21 protein-coding genes and 1 tRNA gene are annotated in these 17201 nt (G+C 54.5%); 15 read left to right on the plus strand and 7 right to left on the minus strand.

Annotated elements, in window-relative coordinates; all coding sequences use genetic code 11:
• The 13 genes from ruvC to FJD38_RS18310 all read left to right on the plus strand — a co-directional run bounded on the left by ruvC (position 1) and on the right by FJD38_RS18310 (position 9514).
• Positions 1-525 carry a crossover junction endodeoxyribonuclease RuvC gene (gene ruvC, locus FJD38_RS18250; RefSeq protein WP_003441230.1) on the plus strand — a complete coding sequence of 175 codons (525 nt, stop codon included), beginning with the start codon at positions 1-3 and terminating at the stop codon, positions 523-525.
• Positions 526-634: 109 nt separating this feature from the next.
• Positions 635-1243, plus strand: coding sequence for a Holliday junction branch migration protein RuvA (ruvA, locus tag FJD38_RS18255; RefSeq protein ID WP_122783117.1), 609 nt, complete (start codon positions 635-637; stop codon positions 1241-1243).
• Complete coding sequence (gene ruvB / locus FJD38_RS18260) at positions 1244-2302, plus strand: Holliday junction branch migration DNA helicase RuvB (RefSeq protein ID WP_122783118.1); 1059 nt, start codon at positions 1244-1246, stop codon at positions 2300-2302.
• A 137-nt stretch (positions 2303-2439) separates the two neighbouring features.
• The gene (gene ybgC / locus FJD38_RS18265; RefSeq protein ID WP_122783119.1) at positions 2440-2907 is read left to right on the plus strand and encodes a tol-pal system-associated acyl-CoA thioesterase; all 468 of its coding nucleotides are present in this window, start codon (positions 2440-2442) and stop codon (positions 2905-2907) included.
• Entirely contained in the window at positions 2897-3592 is a 696-nt protein-coding gene (gene tolQ / locus FJD38_RS18270; protein WP_122783120.1) for a protein TolQ, read from the plus strand. Before ybgC ends, tolQ begins: the two co-directional genes overlap by 11 nt.
• 23 nt (positions 3593-3615) lie before the next feature.
• Positions 3616-4068: a protein TolR gene (tolR, locus tag FJD38_RS18275; RefSeq protein ID WP_167654288.1), complete on the plus strand. Its 453-nt coding sequence runs from the start codon at positions 3616-3618 to the stop codon at positions 4066-4068.
• Entirely contained in the window at positions 4068-5180 is a 1113-nt protein-coding gene (gene tolA / locus FJD38_RS18280; protein ID WP_146386749.1) for a cell envelope integrity protein TolA, read from the plus strand. Before tolR ends, tolA begins: the two co-directional genes overlap by 1 nt.
• Before the next feature lie 47 nt (positions 5181-5227).
• Positions 5228-6478 carry a Tol-Pal system beta propeller repeat protein TolB gene (tolB, locus tag FJD38_RS18285; protein ID WP_240891870.1) on the plus strand — a complete coding sequence of 417 codons (1251 nt, stop codon included), beginning with the start codon at positions 5228-5230 and terminating at the stop codon, positions 6476-6478.
• Positions 6479-6533: 55 nt separating this feature from the next.
• On the plus strand, positions 6534-7034 hold the full coding sequence (pal, locus tag FJD38_RS18290) for a peptidoglycan-associated lipoprotein Pal (protein WP_003441254.1): 501 nt from the start codon (positions 6534-6536) through the stop codon (positions 7032-7034).
• A 6-nt stretch (positions 7035-7040) separates the two neighbouring features.
• Positions 7041-7859: a tol-pal system protein YbgF gene (gene ybgF / locus FJD38_RS18295; protein WP_122783124.1), complete on the plus strand. Its 819-nt coding sequence runs from the start codon at positions 7041-7043 to the stop codon at positions 7857-7859.
• 163 nt (positions 7860-8022) lie between these two features.
• Positions 8023-8670, plus strand: a complete 648-nt coding sequence (gene queE, locus FJD38_RS18300; protein WP_146386751.1) for a 7-carboxy-7-deazaguanine synthase QueE — start codon at positions 8023-8025, stop codon at positions 8668-8670.
• Between the two features lies 1 nt (position 8671).
• Positions 8672-9364, plus strand: coding sequence for a 7-cyano-7-deazaguanine synthase QueC (gene queC, locus FJD38_RS18305; protein ID WP_122783126.1), 693 nt, complete (start codon positions 8672-8674; stop codon positions 9362-9364).
• Positions 9365-9438: 74 nt separating this feature from the next.
• Positions 9439-9514, plus strand: a tRNA-Lys gene (locus FJD38_RS18310).
• Between the two features lie 327 nt (positions 9515-9841).
• Here FJD38_RS18310 and FJD38_RS18315 read toward each other — a convergent pair.
• The gene (locus tag FJD38_RS18315) at positions 9842-10534 is read right to left on the minus strand and encodes an RES family NAD+ phosphorylase (RefSeq protein WP_146386753.1); all 693 of its coding nucleotides are present in this window, start codon (positions 10532-10534) and stop codon (positions 9842-9844) included.
• Entirely contained in the window at positions 10528-10932 is a 405-nt protein-coding gene (locus FJD38_RS18320; RefSeq protein ID WP_146386755.1) for an antitoxin Xre-like helix-turn-helix domain-containing protein, read from the minus strand. The genes FJD38_RS18315 and FJD38_RS18320 overlap by 7 nt, the downstream gene beginning before the upstream one ends.
• Before the next feature lie 336 nt (positions 10933-11268).
• Here FJD38_RS18320 and FJD38_RS18325 point away from each other — a divergent pair, with 336 nt between their 5' ends.
• A complete protein-coding gene (locus tag FJD38_RS18325) occupies positions 11269-12468 on the plus strand; it encodes a T3SS effector HopA1 family protein (protein WP_146386757.1) in 1200 nt (399 codons plus the stop codon).
• 216 nt (positions 12469-12684) lie between these two features.
• Here FJD38_RS18325 and FJD38_RS18330 read toward each other — a convergent pair whose 3' ends face one another.
• From FJD38_RS18330 to FJD38_RS18350, 4 genes are all read right to left on the minus strand, one after another.
• Positions 12685-12957, minus strand: a complete 273-nt coding sequence (locus FJD38_RS18330) for a DUF3077 domain-containing protein (RefSeq protein ID WP_122783189.1) — start codon at positions 12955-12957, stop codon at positions 12685-12687.
• A 581-nt stretch (positions 12958-13538) separates the two neighbouring features.
• Entirely contained in the window at positions 13539-13970 is a 432-nt protein-coding gene (locus FJD38_RS18340; RefSeq protein WP_146386759.1) for a carboxymuconolactone decarboxylase family protein, read from the minus strand.
• A 27-nt stretch (positions 13971-13997) separates the two neighbouring features.
• Complete coding sequence (locus tag FJD38_RS18345) at positions 13998-14618, minus strand: FMN-dependent NADH-azoreductase (RefSeq protein WP_122783131.1); 621 nt, start codon at positions 14616-14618, stop codon at positions 13998-14000.
• Positions 14615-15061 (minus strand): GNAT family N-acetyltransferase, encoded by a 447-nt coding sequence (locus FJD38_RS18350; protein WP_146386761.1) that lies wholly within the window; start codon positions 15059-15061, stop codon positions 14615-14617. Before FJD38_RS18350 ends, FJD38_RS18345 begins: the two co-directional genes overlap by 4 nt.
• Positions 15062-15148: 87 nt before the next feature.
• Here FJD38_RS18350 and pdxR point away from each other — a divergent pair, with 87 nt between their 5' ends.
• The gene (pdxR, locus tag FJD38_RS18355) at positions 15149-16549 is read left to right on the plus strand and encodes a MocR-like pyridoxine biosynthesis transcription factor PdxR (protein ID WP_122783133.1); all 1401 of its coding nucleotides are present in this window, start codon (positions 15149-15151) and stop codon (positions 16547-16549) included.
• A 35-nt stretch (positions 16550-16584) separates the two neighbouring features.
• Here the strand turns inward: pdxR and FJD38_RS18360 are convergent, their stop codons facing one another.
• Entirely contained in the window at positions 16585-17169 is a 585-nt protein-coding gene (locus FJD38_RS18360; RefSeq protein WP_146386763.1) for a hypothetical protein, read from the minus strand.
• Between the last annotated feature and the right edge of the window lie 32 nt (positions 17170-17201).

The following is a 17201-nucleotide window of genomic DNA, read 5'->3' on the forward strand; positions in this document are numbered from 1 at the left end:
ATGACTCTTATTCTTGGTATTGATCCTGGCTCCCGAATCACCGGTTATGGCGTGGTGCGCGACACCGGCCGTGGCTGTGTGTATGTGGCGTCGGGTTGTATTCGTACAGGCAGTGGTGAACTGCACGAGCGGTTACAAATTGTTTATCGCGGCGTTCGAGAGGTTATTCAGACCTACGGACCCGTGACGATGGGCATCGAAAAAGTTTTTATGGCCCGCAATGCCGACTCAGCGTTAAAACTGGGGCAGGCGAGGGGCGCAGCTATAGTGGCAGGCGCGGAAGAAAGTCTGGAAATTGCAGAGTACTCCGCCACTCAAGTCAAGCAGGCAGTGGCTGGTACGGGGGGGGCTAACAAGGAGCAGGTGATGATGATGGTCATGCATTTGCTCAAGCTGACCACCAAGCCGCAGATCGATGCGTCGGATGCTCTGGCCATCGCGCTGTGTCATGCGCATACCCGCTCCAGTCTTTTGCCTCACGGTCTTGGGGCGGCGCGCAGCCGTGGTGGTCGCCTTCGTCTTTGAAGCTGTTTTTAATGTTATTAAGCTTGCCGACAGGGTGTTTTGCGTAATGATGCAGCCTTGTCCTTCTAGGTGTCAGCCAATGTACTGGCCAGAGAAAAGGATCTGAAACGTGATTGGACGCTTGCGCGGCACCTTGGCTGAAAAACAGCCGCCGCACCTGATTCTTGATGTAAATGGCCTGGGCTACGAGCTTGAAGTGCCGATGACCACGCTCTATAGGTTGCCGTCCTTGGGTGAGCCGCTCACCCTGCATACTCACTTGGTCGTTCGCGAAGACGCACAGTTGCTTTATGGTTTTATTGGTAAGCGCGAGCGCGACTTTTTTCGTGAGCTGATCCGGCTAAATGGCGTGGGCCCCAAGTTGGCGTTGGCCTTGATGTCCAGTCTTGAAGTGGATGAGCTTGTACGCTGTGTTCAGGCTCAGGACACGTCTGCGTTGACCAAAGTGCCGGGTGTCGGCAAGAAAACGGCCGAGCGCCTTTTGGTCGAACTCAAGGATCGCTTTAAGGCGTGGGAGCAAGTGCCGAGCATGTTTGCGCTGGTGCCCAATCAGCCGGATTCGCCGGTTCAAGTGGCCAGCGCAGAAAGTGATGCAGTCAGTGCCCTGATTTCTTTGGGGTATAAGCCTCAGGAAGCCAGCAAGGCGGTGTCTGCCATCAAAGACAAGACTTTGAGCAGTGAAGACATGATTCGCCGCGCCCTTAAGGGAATGATTTAAGTGATTGAAGCTGATCGTTTGATAACCGCTTCCAGTGGACGGGACCGGGAAGAAGTCCAGGATCGTGCGATCAGGCCTTTGAGTCTGGCCGACTATATTGGCCAGCCCACCGTGCGAGAGCAAATGGAGCTGTTCATTCAAGCGGCTCGCGGGCGTTCAGAGTCATTGGACCATACCTTGATTTTCGGCCCGCCAGGGCTGGGCAAGACCACGCTGGCCAACATCATTGCTCAGGAAATGGGGGTGTCGATCAAAAGCACCTCGGGGCCAGTGCTGGAACGGCCGGGTGATCTGGCTGCATTGCTGACTAACCTTGAGCCGCACGATGTGTTGTTCATTGATGAAATTCATCGCTTGTCGCCGATTGTTGAAGAAGTCCTGTACCCGGCAATGGAAGATTTCCAGCTGGACATCATGATTGGTGAGGGGCCCGCAGCGCGATCGATCAAGCTTGATCTGCCTCCGTTCACCCTGGTAGGCGCAACAACGCGTGCGGGGATGTTGACCAACCCGTTGCGTGACCGTTTCGGGATTGTGCAGCGGCTGGAGTTTTACAGCACTGACGATCTGGCGACGATTGTCAGTCGTTCAGCGGGTATCTTCGGTTTGCCCCTGGACCCTGAAGGCGCTTATGAAATAGCGCGCCGCGCGCGTGGTACACCGCGAATCGCCAACCGTTTGTTGCGTCGGGTGCGCGATTTTGCCGAGGTACGTGCCAAGGGGCACATCACCAAGCCGGTGGCAGACCTGGCGTTGAACCTGCTGGACGTTGATGAGCATGGTTTCGATCATCAGGACAGACGCTTGCTGTTGACTATGATTGAGAAGTTCGATGGTGGCCCGGTGGGTGTGGACAGTCTGGCGGCGGCAATCAGCGAGGAGCGCCATACCATTGAAGATGTGCTTGAGCCGTATCTGATTCAGCAGGGTTACATCATGCGTACGCCGCGGGGGCGGGTGGTTACCCGGCATGCCTACTTGCACTTCGGTCTTAACATTCCGTCGCGCCTGGGGGACATGCCTGTCGCAGACGAGTTTCTAAACGTTTCTGACGATTAATAAGCATTTTAAAGTCGATTTTTTTGGGGTTTCTGCTGTCCTAAGGTCTGGCGCTTGAAATCTTCGGTCTTAAAGTCGTAATAGCGTAAAAAACAGTGGTTTGGCGGATTGGCAACCTGAGGAGTAAGCACTAGAGTATGCGCGCGCAAAACAGGCTTGAGCCGTTCGCACATCGATGTCGCGTTTATTACGAAGACACCGATGCGGGTGGCGTCGTGTATTACGTAAATTACCTAAAGTTTATGGAGCGGGCTCGAACTGAAAGGCTGCGGGAATTGGGGTTTTCCCAGTCCGAGCTGGCAGGCGAGAACCTGTTATTTGTCGTGCATTCCAGCGAGGCGCGTTACCACGCACCGGCGCGACTGGACGACGAACTGTTGATTAGCGCGCAAGTGATAGAACTCAACCGGGCCAGTCTGCGTTTCAAGCAGCAGGTGTGGCGAGCGGCGGATGCAACGCTGCTCTGTGAAGGGCAGTTTTTGGTGGCCTGTGTGCGCGCCGATAGTTTTAAGCCCCGGGCCATTCCCGAAGCTTTACGTACGGCCTTTGCCGACGTGAGCGGCACGGGTAAACATTTAGAGCAGGAGATACAGCGTGGAAGCTAACGTCGTCGACCATTCCTCCATGTGGAGCTTGGTCAGCAATGCCAGCATTGTAGTGCAGTTGGTAATGTTGACCCTGCTGGCCGCATCGGTTACCTCGTGGGTCATGATTTTTCAGCGCAGCACTATGTTGCGCGCCGGTCGACGTGCCCTGGAAAGCTTTGAGGAGCGCTTCTGGTCGGGTATCGATCTGTCAAAGCTGTATCGTCAAGCGGGTAGCAATCCGGACCCTGATTCGGGCGTTGAACAAATTTTCCGCGCCGGTTTCAAAGAGTTTTCTCGTCTGCGTCAGCAGTCGGGTGTCGACCCGGAAGCGGTAATGGAAGGAGTCGCACGGGCCATGCGCGTTGCGATTTCCCGTGAAGAAGAAAAGCTGGAGCAGAGCTTGCCGTTCCTGGCCACTGTCGGTTCCGTAAGCCCTTACATCGGTCTGTTTGGTACGGTATGGGGCATCATGAACTCCTTCCGCGGCCTGGCTACCGCACAGCAGGCCACGTTGGCGACTGTTGCTCCCGGTATTGCCGAGGCCCTGATTGCGACTGCTATCGGTCTGTTTGCTGCCATCCCGGCGGTAATCGCTTACAACCGCTTTGCCGCCCGCAGTGAAACCCTGATCAGCCGCTACTACACCTTCGCCGATGAATTCCAGGCGATCCTGCACCGTAAAGTGCACACCAGCGAAGAATAAGCAGGTAATTTCCAATGGCTTTAATCGCTCGAGCTCGCAAAAAGCGCAAGCCGGTCGCTGAAATGAACGTAGTGCCCTACATCGACGTGATGTTGGTGCTACTCGTCATTTTCATGGTGACGGCACCGATGCTCAACCAGGGTGTGAAGGTTGATCTGCCCAAGGTCTCCAGCGAGGCTTTGCCGCAGGACAACAACACTCAGGTTCTGACTATCTCGATCAAAGCTGACAAGACCTACTTTTGGAACCTTGGCAGCGAAGTTGACACCGAAAAACAGATGGACAAGGCCATGACCTTGCCGCAGATGACTGACGCCGTGACTAAAATCATTCGCGCAGGCAATGAAGGTGGCAAGCAGACTCAGGTCTTTATCCGCGGCGACAAAACCGTTGATTACGGCGCGGTGATGGGTGCCATGGGCGGCTTGCAGAAAGCCGGGGTCGGGAATGTTGGCTTGATAACCGAGGCTCCCTGATGCGCGAACAGCGGGAGCCGTCCGCCTCTGAAAATTATTTTTGGCCTACAGTCTGGGCGGTAGGTTTGCACGTTCTGATTTTTGGCATGCTGTTCGCCAGCTTTGCCATGACACCAGAGCTGCCGCCCTCCAAGCCGATTGTTCAAGCGACCCTGTACCAATTGAAGTCTAAAAGTCGGGCGACCACCCAGACCAATCAAAAGATTGCGGGTGAGGCGAAGAAATCCGCCGCGCGCCAGACTGAAGTTGAACAAATGGAACAGAAAAAGGTTGAGCAGGAAGCCGTAAAAGCCGCCGAACAAAAGAAAGAAGAGGCTGCTGAAAAAGCAGCTGAAGCCAAGAAGGCAGACGAAGCCAAAGCGAGCGAAGCTAAAAAGGCGGATGAGGCCAAGAAGGCTGATGACGCCAAAAAAGCCGATGATGCCAAAAAGGCAACAGAAGCCAAAAAAGCCGAAGAGAAAAAACTCGCGGACATAGCCAAGAAGAAGTCCGAGGAGGAGGCCAAGAAGGCCGCGGAAGAAGAAGCCAAGAAAAAGGCTGCTGAGGACGCCAAGAAGAAAGCGGCCGACGATGCGAAGAAGAAAGCCGACGATGCCAAGAAAGCAGCTGAGGATGCCAAGAAAAAGGCCGTAGCAGACGAAGCGAAAAAGAAAGCCGCCGAAGATGCGAAGAAAAAAGCGTCTGCCGATGCAGCCAAGAAAAAGGCCGTAGAAGCAGCACGCAAATCGACCGAAGAGAAAAAGGCCCAGGCCTTGGCAGATTTGCTTTCCGATACACCGCAGCGTCAGCAGGCTTTGGCCGATGAGCAGGGTGATGAGGTTGCCGGAAGTTTCGATGACCTGATTCGGGCTCGTGCAGCAGAAGGGTGGGCTCGTCCGCCATCGGCTCGCAAGAACATGACAGTTGTTCTTCAAATCGGCATGTTGCCGGATGGCACTGTAACGTCAGTCACAGTTGCCAAGTCCAGTGGTGATGGTCCGTTTGACAGTTCGGCTGTGGCAGCGGTCAAGAACATTGGCCGTTTAACGGAGATGCAGGGTATGAAGCCCAGCGATTTTAATCCTTATCGATCGTTCAAGATGACATTCACACCTGAGGATCTAGCCTTGTGATTAAACTTTTTCGAGGACTGTTGGTTGTTGTCTGCTGCTTGGCAGGGATGGCAGTGGCAGATGAAAAGAACATTCTGGTCACCAGTGGCAGCGACCGGGCGACACCCATTGCAGTAGTGCCGTTCGGCTGGCAGGGCGGTACCGTTCTGCCTGATGACATGGCTGAAATTATCGGTAATGACCTGCGTAACTCGGGTTATTACGCGCCGATTCCAAAGCAGAACATGATTGGCATGCCGACGCAGGCCAGCGAAGTCATTTTCCGTGACTGGAAAGCCTTGGGTGCCCAGTACGTCATGGTCGGTAACATTGTGCCTGCCGGCGGACGTTTGCAGGTGCAATATGCCTTGTTCAACGTGGCGACCGAACAGCCAGTATTGACCGGCAGTGTGTCGGGTACTACTGAGCAGTTGCGTGACATGGCGCACTATATTTCTGATCAGTCGTTTGAAAAGCTGACCGGTATTAAAGGTGCGTTCTCAACTCGTCTACTTTATGTAACGGCTGAGCGTTCCAGCGCAACTAACACCCGCTACACCCTGCAGCGTTCGGACTACGATGGTGCGCGTGCCGTAACATTGCTGCAATCGCGTGAGCCGATCCTGTCGCCGCGTTTTGCGCCTGATGGCAAACGTATTGCTTATGTGTCGTTCGAGCAAAAGCGTCCGCGTATCTTTATGCAAAACATTGATACCGGTAAGCGTGAGCAGATCACCAACTTCGAAGGCCTAAATGGTGCACCTGCCTGGTCGCCGGATGGTTCTCGACTGGCATTTGTATTGTCCAAAGACGGTAACGCCGAGATTTACGTCATGGAACTGGCTTCGCGCCAACTCACACGCGTAACCAATAACCCGGCAATTGATACTGAACCGTTCTGGGGTAAAGATGGCAACACCATCTATTTCACCTCTGACCGTGGCGGTAAGCCGCAAATCTACAAAACTACCGTCGGTAGCGGTAACGCGGAACGAGTGACCTTTATTGGTAACTACAACGCCAGTCCGAAGCTTTCGGCTGACGAAAAGACCCTGGTAATGATCCACCGTCAGGATGGTTTCACTAATTTCCGAGTTGCAGCGCAAGATTTGCAGCGTGGAAGTGTAAAAATCCTAACTAATACCAACCTTGACGAGTCAGCTACTGTTGCGCCCAACGGCACCATGGTAATCTACGCCACCCGTGATCAGGGCCGGGGAGTCTTGATGCTCGTGTCTATTAACGGACGCGTAAGGCTCCCTCTTCCTACCGCTCAAGGCGAAGTCAGAGAACCTTCCTGGTCCCCTTACCTGAACTGACGTGGTGATAGCTGTACGTTGCATATAACACTTGGGGTTCATTAGGAGTTTTACGATGGAAATGCTGAAGTTTGGTAAATTCGCTGCGCTGGCACTGGCCATGGCTGTAGCTGTAGGTTGCTCGTCCAAAGGCGGCGACAATGCCGGTGAAGGCGCTGCTGTTGATCCAAACGCTGGTTACGGCGCAAACACTGGCGCTGTTGATGGTTCCCTGAGCGAAGAAGCTGCTCTGCGCGCTATCACTGTTTTCTACTTCGAATACGATTCTTCGGACCTGAAACCAGAAGCAATGCGTGCTCTGGATGTTCACGCGAAAGACCTGAAAGCTAACGGCGCTCGCGTTGTTCTGGAAGGTAACACTGACGCCCGTGGTACTCGTGAGTACAACATGGCACTGGGCGAGCGTCGTGCGAAAGCCGTTCAACGCTACCTGGTTCTGCAAGGCGTTTCTCCAGCACAGCTGGAGCTGGTGTCCTACGGTAAAGAGCGTCCAATCGCTACTGGCAACGACGAACAGTCGTGGGCTCAAAACCGTCGCGTCGAACTGCGTAAGTAATTCGTCATGCGAACGTGCCGCCGTGCTGTAACTATTCTGACTCTCAGCCTCATGCCGCTAGCGGTATGGGCTGCGGTTCCTGTGGTCGATGACAACTCTGGCTATAACAATAGCGGGGGGAGTTATCCGTCAACGGGTTACGGTGCGAGCGGCGCCTATGCCGGGGGAGGGGTTTCGGCCCCTGTCTCGGCACAGGGCGAGCTGTTCAACCAGTTGCAACAAATGCAGGAGCAGATTGCGCGCCAACAGGGTGTGATCGAAGTTCTGCAGAATGATGTTTCGCGCATGAAACAAGAAAACCTGGAGCGATACCAGGAACTTGATCGTCGCATTGGATCTGGCGTTGCTCCTGCCGCCGCTCCTGATAATTCTTCTGCGGGTGGTGCTTCTACCGCCGGCAATAGTGCAGCGCCTGCGCCTCAGGTGGCTGCCAGCTCGGAACCCGGCGATCCGGCGAAAGAAAAGCTCTATTACGATGCTGCTTTCGACTTGATCAAAGCCAAGGATTTCGACAAGGCCAGTCAGGCATTTACAGCCTTTCTGCGCAAATACCCTAATAGCCAGTATGCGGGCAATGCCCAATACTGGTTGGGCGAAGTGAACCTGGCCAAAGGCGATCTTCAAGCCGCTGGCCAAGCGTTCGCCAAGGTAAGCCAGCTTTACCCGAAACATGCAAAAGTGCCTGACTCCCTTTACAAGCTGGCTGATGTCGAGCGCCGTCTTGGTCATACCGACAAGGTGAAAGGCATTTTGCAGCAAGTTGTAGCCCAGTACCCAGGTACTTCTGCTGCCCAATTGGCGCAGCGTGACTTGCAGCGCATGTAACCTGTAGTTGGCTTTCATCGAGAAACCCGCGCTTATCGCGGGTTTTTTCGTTAGAATCCACGCCCTTTTATGAAATACGCTCTTTTGAGTCCTGCGTAGGCAGATTCTTTGGAGTGCCTGACGGAGGCGGACAGCCTGTTTAGCTGTTACGCCCGTGGCGGATATGCAAGACACATTAAGAATTACCGAAGTTTTTTACTCCTTGCAGGGTGAAACGCGAACGGCTGGCCTGCCTACCGTTTTTGTACGCCTGACGGGATGCCCTCTGCGCTGTCAATATTGCGACAGTGCGTATGCGTTCAGTGGCGGCACAGTCCGCACCCTCGACAGCATTCTTGAGCAAGTGGCCGATTTCCGCCCGCGTTACGTGTGCGTAACCGGCGGCGAGCCCCTGGCGCAGCCCAATGCCATTCCTTTGCTCAAACAGCTCTGCGACGCCGGTTATGAGGTGTCCATTGAAACCAGCGGAGCATTGGACATATCGGCAGTCGACACCCGCGTGAGTCGTGTTCTCGACCTTAAGACGCCGGGTTCAAAAGAGTCCCATCGCAATCTTTACGAAAATATCGGCCTGTTGACTGCAAATGATCAGGTGAAATTCGTGATTTGCTCGCGCGAGGATTACGACTGGGCGGTTTCCAAGCTGATTGAATATGGTCTTGAGCGCCGAGCAGGTGAAGTCCTATTTTCGCCCAGTCACCATGATTTGAAAGCCAGCGATCTGGCTGATTGGATCGTGGCGGATAACTTGCCAGTGCGTTTGCAAATGCAATTGCACAAATATCTTTGGAACGACGAGCCGGGGCGCTGATATGACTGAACAAACTGCTACTACGCAAAAACGCGCTGTCATTCTGCTGTCAGGCGGCCTTGACTCGGCCACGGTTGTAGCCATGGCTCGTGCTGAAGGCTACAGCTGCTACACCATGAGCTTTGACTACGGGCAGCGCCATCGCTCCGAGCTTGAGGCTGCTGCGCGAGTTGCCCGCGACCTGGGCGTCATTGAGCACAAAGTGATAGGCCTCAACCTTGATGGTATTGGCGGCTCTGCGCTCACCGACAGCTCAATTGATGTGCCCGAAACCTTGGGTGAGGGCATTCCGGTGACCTACGTGCCGGCACGTAACACCGTGTTCCTGTCGCTGGCATTAGGCTGGGCAGAAGTCCTGCAAGCGCGAGATATCTTTATCGGTGTTAATGCGGTGGATTACTCGGGCTACCCCGATTGCCGTCCCGAGTTTGTTGAAGCGTTCGAAGTCATGGCGAATCTGGCGACCAAAGCGGGTGTAGAGGGCAATGGTTTTCGCATCCAGGCGCCGCTGCAAAACCTGAGCAAGGGGCAAATCGTCGCGGCAGGTACAAAGCTGGGAGTGGATTATTCATTGACCGTTTCTTGCTACCAGGCCGACGTGCAAGGCCGTGCATGCGGTAAATGCGATAGCTGCCGACTGCGCGCGCAAGGCTTTGCAGACGCAGGAATCGCCGATCCTACCCGTTACTTTTGAAGGTTTTCGAAATTAAATCCAACAAAGTGTTGAATTATCCTTAAAAATCAGTATTATACGCCCCACAACGAAGCGGGTCGTTAGCTCAGTTGGTAGAGCAGTTGGCTTTTAACCAATTGGTCGTAGGTTCGAATCCCACACGACCCACCATATCGCTACACCAAAACAGCCGGTCAAATCCTCAGGGTTTACCGGCTTTTTTGTGCCTGAGATTTGGCGAGACGTGCGGTTTTAAACCGTTCATTTCCTTGCAGACGTGCAGACGTCTTGGAGTTCTGGCGATTGTTCGATCAAACGAATGGGTGGCTGTGTCTCAGGCGTGGCCTATTCATGTTCAACTCAGCCTCTATTTACAGGCGAGTGAAGGTCCAGCATTAATGCATAACTGCTAAGAAGGACATTGAGTCTGTGCCAAAGGTGTTGTAGCAGGGGAGGGGGAAGGTCGCGCTGCACCTGGCTTCGTTGTTTGTAATGCGCTCAGGCTTCGCTGACTTTGTTTACGCTCGTGATTTGCCCATTCCAGATCATCTCGTAATGGGCTGATTGAACAATCGATGAGACAGTTTTTGGGGTCATGAGCGCCCAGCAGTAGCTTCCTTGCGAGCGTACAGAGTTGTATCGAAGCCCCTTGTATCCGGCGTCTTTTACGGCCTTGCCCAGAGAACGAGCATACGTGTAATCGTCAGGGTCGTAGATTGGATCGCTCATAGGGAGCGAAGTCGCGTCCTTCATTGATTCCTCAGTAAACGAACAGCGAAGTCCCCGAAAAACGAAGCGCTCGTAATTGAGGCCATGGACGTTGGACCAATATTTATCCTGGTGATAATGGACCTCCGCCAGTGCCGCTTCCATCGTGGCTGCAAGGTACAACACACCGAAGCTGCCATTGCTGAAGCGTGAACCCTGCGGGTTGACATGAGTGAACGGAGCAGTCGCATAAGAGCAGCCCGTGATACCAAACGGAATCTCTGCCCGCGGTATTAACTCGATACGACCGATCTCATTTTGCAGCCTGGGATTGGTCAACGCCTGAATCTGATAGAGGGCATCGAATTCGTCAGCACCGGCAACATCGTCGAACAGGGCAATGGGCGGGAATTTTGAGTTGACCAAACGATAGGCTTGCAACTGCTCTGTGTGAAGATTCGCCAACTCACTCAAAATCACCATTGCGAACCGCGCAGCACATCAATCCGGCGAAAGGTTTCGTACAGAGAGATCATGTCTCCCTGTGACATGATCTCCAGCGGGGTGCGGCCATTGAAAAAGTCATTATTGTTGGCCATGGCTGGAAAGCCATAGACGTTCTCGGGGTTATCGAAGACAAGGCGAAGTGCTGCATGAATATTCAGTACGAAACTGATCCGCTGCATTTGATCTGAATCCAGCCCCACAGACCACTCTGCGTCGCGCTGTTTGGCACGGGTATAGGTGCTGCGAGAGATTCGTAAAATACGGCAGGCCTGTTCACTCGATGCCTGCCATTTTTCGAGAATATTCACAGCCACTCGAAGTCCGACCACGCACTGATCTTTGGTGAAGGCTTGGGCATAGTGAGTGGTGGTCATTATTCTCTCCTGATGATGAGTCTGCAGATTCAAATATAGTTAGAGTGGATCTGCAGATCAAGGGTGAAAATATTTATCCCTCACGCTTCGACTCATTCGTTATAAGTCCCTTACCTCGTAATCAGTTTCAACGTAGCCCTGTGGCGTAGCGTCAAGTCAGTCATTGTGACTGACTGGGCAGAATACGGAATCTAGGCTAGTTTTTAATGAAAGGCGTGAGCCGATGAATTGTTCAACGCCTCCGGGAATTCAGCCGTGGTTCGATATCGTCCCTGACTTGCGGCGCGGCAGTAAACGTCGAAGCCAGGTGGTGCGACCGAACGAATGGAGGCTTACGTGAAACGAATCATATCGTCGTCAGGCTACGTGTATGAGTCACAGGATAAGCGTAAGAGGGCCAAGCATCACGAGGCATCACGAGAAGATTTCGCGGACGCGAACTCGTCGAGCGTGACGAAACTGGATCTAGGAACAGCCTATCTAAATATCACTTCATCTGCGAAACCCCCGTCACTTCTTCATAACCCAGTGATGAACTCCGGAGAATCATTGGGCGTTCCGCGACAGACAACGTACAGCACAACTGAGCTTCGGCCATCAGGATCGGCACTGCCGGAAAAACACCCCACGACGCTTAACACCCCGACGTCTAACAATAGCTATCAATCGTTGCTACTTCTTGCGCAAGGAGCATTTAAAGACATCAGCAGCCGATCTGCTGCACAGGTGCTGATCCAGGATATTAAAAGAAATTACCGGGAGAACGGTAAAAGGTGGACACCTGAGGCGCTTGGCTATCAGAAGTTGTTGGAAGATAGGGTGGAGAAATTCGCTTACATGCGTTACAGCCACGACAAGCCTGCCGATGTCAGCGGTCTGAATGAAAATGAACAGCGGGAGTTTGTGGACTACATCAAGGCGCTGGCGACTAGCGCTGAGAACGTCGACATCTTGGTGCAAGGTAGTGAGGCCGTGGCCCTGTCCTCGCAATCCGATAGCGTTTTGCAGAGAGCTGTAGCCTTTCGCGTATTGCCCAAGGACTTCGCACAACGCCACGCTGCGCGCGCCAAAGTGGGCGCGCGGTTAACCATCAATATCAATAAGGCGCACTTTAATCAGCTTGCCAAGGCGCTGACCCAGTTGTTCAGTGACGACAATCGAGGGTGGCTTCATCAGGCCAAGATCATGGGCCCGAAAAACCTCGGCAGTCGTACTGACCAGGCGGTGATCTACCTTTCCAGTGCTGGAGTGGAACATGCCCAGGAGATCGATAAAAAGCTTAGTGAGCTGCTGGCGGAACCCGCCTTTCTTGAGCATACCCCCAGTGGCATGTACCGAGTGGGCAAAGGCATTGCGTACTCTGAGACAGCTGAGGGTGATTCGAGTAGTCACGGCCAGTCCAGAGCAAAACTGATTGCGGCAGCGGTCGCTCAGTCTTTGCTCACCGATACCCCGATTGAGCGGACTTTGCCTCGAGTCTTGCAGGCGCGCGGTTACAACGTACTCAATCCAGCTCTGCTCACACAGCGCTACTAGACCTCAACCTCCAGGGAGCGCTGGCAACACTTAATGGTGGCGCTGATCCCCGTGAAGGTAGTGTCGATATCCGCCGTTTATTGCTGATCCATTACTGTCCGCCAAATCTGGTGTGATCAGTGTTTAGTAACCGGCCAAGGCTTTAGTCAGCCGCAGGGCGCCACCCCACCTTGTAGCGATAGGGTTGCCCACGTGGTTTGAGCTCAACCCGCACCGCTAGGGAATGTCTTGCAGCCCCAGGGTCACGTCATCAATGATCGCCTTCGCCATCTCGCTGAGGTAGTGCGACGCCCAACGCATGGTTTCGTGGCCATCGTCCATGGCGCCCAGGTACGAGAGTCTGTTGACGCAGTTCAACAGCAAAGAGGCGTGTTGCAGGGCTTCCTCGCCCGAGACACCGGCAATGACGCTGAACAGGCGCTGGTTCTCTGCGTTGCAGGTGCCAAAGGTGGCGCCGCCAACGGTTTTGATCAACGGTGAGATGTTCATAGCGCACCTCGTTTTGCGTCGAGGGGTTGGACGTTGAGCAGGGCGACAGTAGGCGTCGGGCATTTTTTGAACGGATTGAGAGCGTGCATCTGGCATTACTCCTATTGTTGAGGAGCTACCACTAACCGCCGTCAAACGATTTAGGGTGGCAGCTGTGCGCAGGTTGACGGACCGGGACAATAGGAAACCCGGCAGACCCGAAGGTCTCCCACGCACAGCCGCCATTGACGAAGATGCAGACGCAAAAAAAAGCGCCTGCAATCGTAATGGGGGCGCCTGTGCGCCTATTGTTGATCGGGCCGTCAAACCCGTTCGCTGATGTGCAGCGAAGTCGAAAGGTTAACGCTGGGGTACTTAAAGTGCAACCGCGTGTTGTTGTACTGTTCCACCCCAACGGTTCACCTACGGCTTATTACCCAGAATCTTCTGTTCCATGGCAACCAATGCCTCTTTACGAGGGCGATAGCCCGGTCTTCAGATTGGTTAATAAGTGCCAGGAAGTGAACGGGGTCAAATAGGGAGTGGAGTAAGGGCAACATTCATACGACTCATAATCGTATTCAGCCAGCCCTCTCTTTCTCTTAGAGATTCATCCCCACCGCCAGCCGGTTAAAGGCATTCATCAAGGCCGCTGCTAAAGTCAGATCGGAAATCTCGGCGTCGGAGAAGTGCGTTTTCAAAGGATCGTATAACTCATCTGGCGCGCCTTTCTCGCTGATGTAGGTGAGTGTCTCGACCCAGGCCAGCGCAGCGCGTTCGCGTTCGTTAAAGTGTTCGCTGATTCGCCAGCCTGCAAGACAATCCAGCTTCTCTTGCGGCACCTCACATTCGCGCAGGGTCTGCGAATGTGTGCCCAGGCAAAAAGCGCAGCCGTTGATCTGCGAGATGCGCAAATACACCAGTTCAAGCAGCGGCAAGCCTAACGGACTCGTGGCCAGCGCCGTATTGGTGGCGAGCAGGCCTTGGTAGGCTGCAGGCGACAGGGAAGGAAATGGCAGCCTCAGTTGGCTCATGGTGAAAATCCTGTGTAGAAAAAGTGATTAGACGTCAACGAGGTTGTCGAACAGCGGATCCAGTGACAGTTGGGTTCGGGCATCTTTTACTGTTGCCTGGACCGCCTCTTCACCAAACACCAACCCTTGGAGATACGTGAATTTCAGGTTGAGCAAGCCGAGGGTGTTGAGGGCCTGGCTGAGGTAAGGCGTTAGAAAATCCGGTTGGCTTGCCCGCTCGCCCTGGTGAAAGCCACCGGAACCAACCAATACGTACACAGCGCGGTCCTTCAACAGACCGGTCTTGCCCTCTGAATGTGTACTGAATGTCCGGTGTATGCGCAGAACGTAATCAATCCAGAGCTTGAGCGCGGCGGGGAGCGTGAAGTTGTGCATCGGGGTGGCAATGAGCAGGATATCGCAGCGTTCCAACTCGCCGATCAGCACTTCGGAACACTCAAACACCGGCGAGTCGAAAGGCGTGACCGTGGTCAGAGCCTGGGCGTAGTCCATACCAAGCGGTGGCAACGGATCCGCCCCCAGGTCGCGCTCAACCAGTTCAAGTTTCGGATGCCGGTACCGCAAGGATGTCACCAGCTCCAGTGCCAACTGGTTCGCATGGGAATCCTGCCCAAACGGGCTGGCGTTGATCAGCAGGACATTGTTCATGCCAGGCTCCCTGCCCGTAGGCTCTCGGTGAAATGCATGCCACGCGCCAGCAGCCCCTGGCGAAAATAGAAGCGCTGGGCCAACGGCATATGCAATCCGGTATCCAGTACAAAGTGATCACAGTCGCGTTGCACGGCTTCATCGCGAACAGCGGTCAACAGCCGCTCTCCCAGGCCTCTGCCCTGAAAGTCGGGACTCACCACTAGATCATCGACGTAGATGAACCGCCCGTAGAGCAGGTTTTCCAGCTCGCGGTAACCGATCAGGCCGACGATGTGCTCACCGCCCCATGCTGCTAGCAGACGGTAGCCCTGCTCAGTCTGCCGAGCCAATTGCGCCACATAGGTAGCCGGTTTGGCGACATGGGGCCGCAAGACGCGCATTAGGTCGAAACTGGCCTGAAAGGCTTCCTCGCTCTCGAGATGTTGAAGCGTGTAAGGCATATCCGTCGTCCGTTGAAGAGAGATGGGCCACTTTAGGGGCGTAATGGCCTAAACTACAGGGCCAAAAAATGCATAAATGACTAGGCCATGATCGTTTCCTTTCAGTTGGACCATAGCCAGCCTGCGCCGATTTATCGCCAGCTTTATCAGCGATTTCGTGAATCCATCGCTGACGGCCGCCTGCGCCCAGGGGATCGGGTACCTGCAGTTCGCGCGCTGGCGGCGGAGCTGAATCTGGCGCGCGGTACTGTAGAAGCGGCCTATCAGTTACTGATTGGCGAGGGCTACCTGATTGCTCGCGGCGCAGCCGGGACGTTTGTCACACCACAACTGGCGCCTGTTCCATCGACAACACTTCGCGCCCCGGTTGCTTCGCCGACGTACCAGGCCACTCATTCCGGGACGCTTCCGCTTGCACTGCAGATGGGTCTTCCCGCGCTTGATGCTTTTCCCCGCAAGCTCTGGACACGATTAGCGGGTCGTCAGCTGCGCCAGACTGGGCTCGAAGGCCTCGTCTACCCGGACCCTCAAGGCTATGCACCGTTGCGCTCAGCCATCGCGTCTTATCTGGGGATTTCGAGGGGTATCACCTGCCACCCGGATCAAGTTTTTGTGTGCGCCGGCTATCGCGCCTGCCTCGACCTGATTAGCCACACGTTAATGCGCCAGGGCGATACATGCTGGTTTGAAGAGCCCGGCTATTTCATGGCCAGGAACGCCCTACTGGAAGCTGGCGCACAGTTGGTGCCGGTTCCTGTAGACGACCAGGGCCTGGATGTCGCGCAAGGTATAGCCCGTGCTCCGCATGCCCGCTTCGCAGTGGTTACTCCTACCCACCAAAGCCCTTTGGGCGTATCGCTATCACTGCCGCGCCGGTTGGCGTTGCTGGACTGGGCCAACTGCGAGGGTAGCTGGATTATTGAGGACGATTACGACAGTGAATACCGCTATCAAGGCAAGCCCTTGCCAGCCCTCAAGAGCCTCGACCAGCAGGGCCGCGTGCTTTATACCGGCACTTTCAGCAAGGTACTGTTTCCAGGCTTGCGTTTGGCCTACCTGGTTGTGCCAGCCGAACAGAGCCAAGCATTCGCCCGTCAGGCGGATCGTCTGCACAACCACTGCCCACACCTGCTTCAGGCGACTGTCAGCGCTTTTCTCAACGAGGGGCATTTCGGTCGGCATTTAAAGAAAATGCGAACCCTCTACGCGCGCCGCCGTCAATGGCTGGTCGATGCACTGCATCAACAATTCGGCGACCGCTTGAAGATCAACCCTCAATTGGGCGGCATGCATCTGGTCGCAGGCCTTTGCGAAGGTGATGATAGTGAGCTCGCTCAGCGTGCCCATGCCATTGGCATCGCTGTTGAACCGCTTTCACAGTGGTACTTGGAAGGCAAGCCCAGGCATGGGCTGGTACTCGGCTTCACGAATATTATCAGCGCCGAGCAGGCGGTGGTTGTGGCACTTCGATTGGCTCAAATCATGTAGGTATGTTTGGGCCGTGTCGATCAATGTGCTGGTCTTTACTTATTCAAATAAGCACTCAGACGCTCGATAGCAAAACCCTCGAAACCTTGCAGCGCATCGCTGGCCATCAGTTGCTCCTTGCCGTTGTACTCCACCACGGGCAAGTAAAAGCAGGCATGTTGACTGATCTGGTCAACAGGGATCTTTTGTTGGCCCACAAAAGGAAAGCCACAGCCCATGCCCAAGAGCTGCAAACGAACCACCTTGAGTTTTTGGCCAACCACCGAGGCGTCACACATCTCCCAATCGATGTTGCGTTTTTCCAGCACGGCGGCCACCGGCTTGTTACCCATTCGAATGAAATGCTCAGCTTCCATCGCGAAATTGATCGGGGTATCTGGATCGGCGCAGACGCTTGCAATACGCGTGACCTCGAACTCGCCGCTGCCTTCAAGTTGCGCCGGAAACTTGCTTTTCTGACTTTCAAATCCGGGGTAAGTCGATGGGAAGGGTTCGCTGGGCATGAGCTCTTTGACCGTCATTCCCTTGGGCATTTCAGGTGTGGCAGCCATGATCACAGGGGCCAAGGCAGCAGAGAGAAGGGCGAGGAGGGTGTTGCGTTTCAGGGCTTTGTTCAACATCTATTCCACCTTGGAAAGTCAGAAGTTACATC

This window comes from Pseudomonas saxonica (genome assembly GCF_007858365.1).
GTDB lineage: Bacteria > Pseudomonadota > Gammaproteobacteria > Pseudomonadales > Pseudomonadaceae > Aquipseudomonas > Aquipseudomonas saxonica.

Coding starts and splice junctions, on each gene's coding strand:
- ruvC (WP_003441230.1), top strand. CDS start 1: ATGACTCTTATTCTTGGTATTGATCCTGGCTCCCGAATCACCGGTTAT.
- FJD38_RS18350 (WP_146386761.1), bottom strand. CDS start 15,061: ATGCCTTACACGCTTCAACATCTCGAGAGCGAGGAAGCCTTTCAGGCC.
- pal (WP_003441254.1), top strand. CDS start 6,534: ATGGAAATGCTGAAGTTTGGTAAATTCGCTGCGCTGGCACTGGCCATG.
- pdxR (WP_122783133.1), top strand. CDS start 15,149: ATGATCGTTTCCTTTCAGTTGGACCATAGCCAGCCTGCGCCGATTTAT.
- ybgF (WP_122783124.1), top strand. CDS start 7,041: ATGCGAACGTGCCGCCGTGCTGTAACTATTCTGACTCTCAGCCTCATG.
- FJD38_RS18360 (WP_146386763.1), bottom strand. CDS start 17,169: ATGTTGAACAAAGCCCTGAAACGCAACACCCTCCTCGCCCTTCTCTCT.
- FJD38_RS18340 (WP_146386759.1), bottom strand. CDS start 13,970: ATGAGCCAACTGAGGCTGCCATTTCCTTCCCTGTCGCCTGCAGCCTAC.
- ybgC (WP_122783119.1), top strand. CDS start 2,440: ATGCGCGCGCAAAACAGGCTTGAGCCGTTCGCACATCGATGTCGCGTT.
- FJD38_RS18320 (WP_146386755.1), bottom strand. CDS start 10,932: ATGACCACCACTCACTATGCCCAAGCCTTCACCAAAGATCAGTGCGTG.
- FJD38_RS18330 (WP_122783189.1), bottom strand. CDS start 12,957: ATGAACATCTCACCGTTGATCAAAACCGTTGGCGGCGCCACCTTTGGC.
- FJD38_RS18345 (WP_122783131.1), bottom strand. CDS start 14,618: ATGAACAATGTCCTGCTGATCAACGCCAGCCCGTTTGGGCAGGATTCC.
- tolB (WP_240891870.1), top strand. CDS start 5,228: ATGGCAGTGGCAGATGAAAAGAACATTCTGGTCACCAGTGGCAGCGAC.
- FJD38_RS18315 (WP_146386753.1), bottom strand. CDS start 10,534: ATGGTGATTTTGAGTGAGTTGGCGAATCTTCACACAGAGCAGTTGCAA.
- queE (WP_146386751.1), top strand. CDS start 8,023: ATGCAAGACACATTAAGAATTACCGAAGTTTTTTACTCCTTGCAGGGT.
- tolA (WP_146386749.1), top strand. CDS start 4,068: ATGCGCGAACAGCGGGAGCCGTCCGCCTCTGAAAATTATTTTTGGCCT.
- queC (WP_122783126.1), top strand. CDS start 8,672: ATGACTGAACAAACTGCTACTACGCAAAAACGCGCTGTCATTCTGCTG.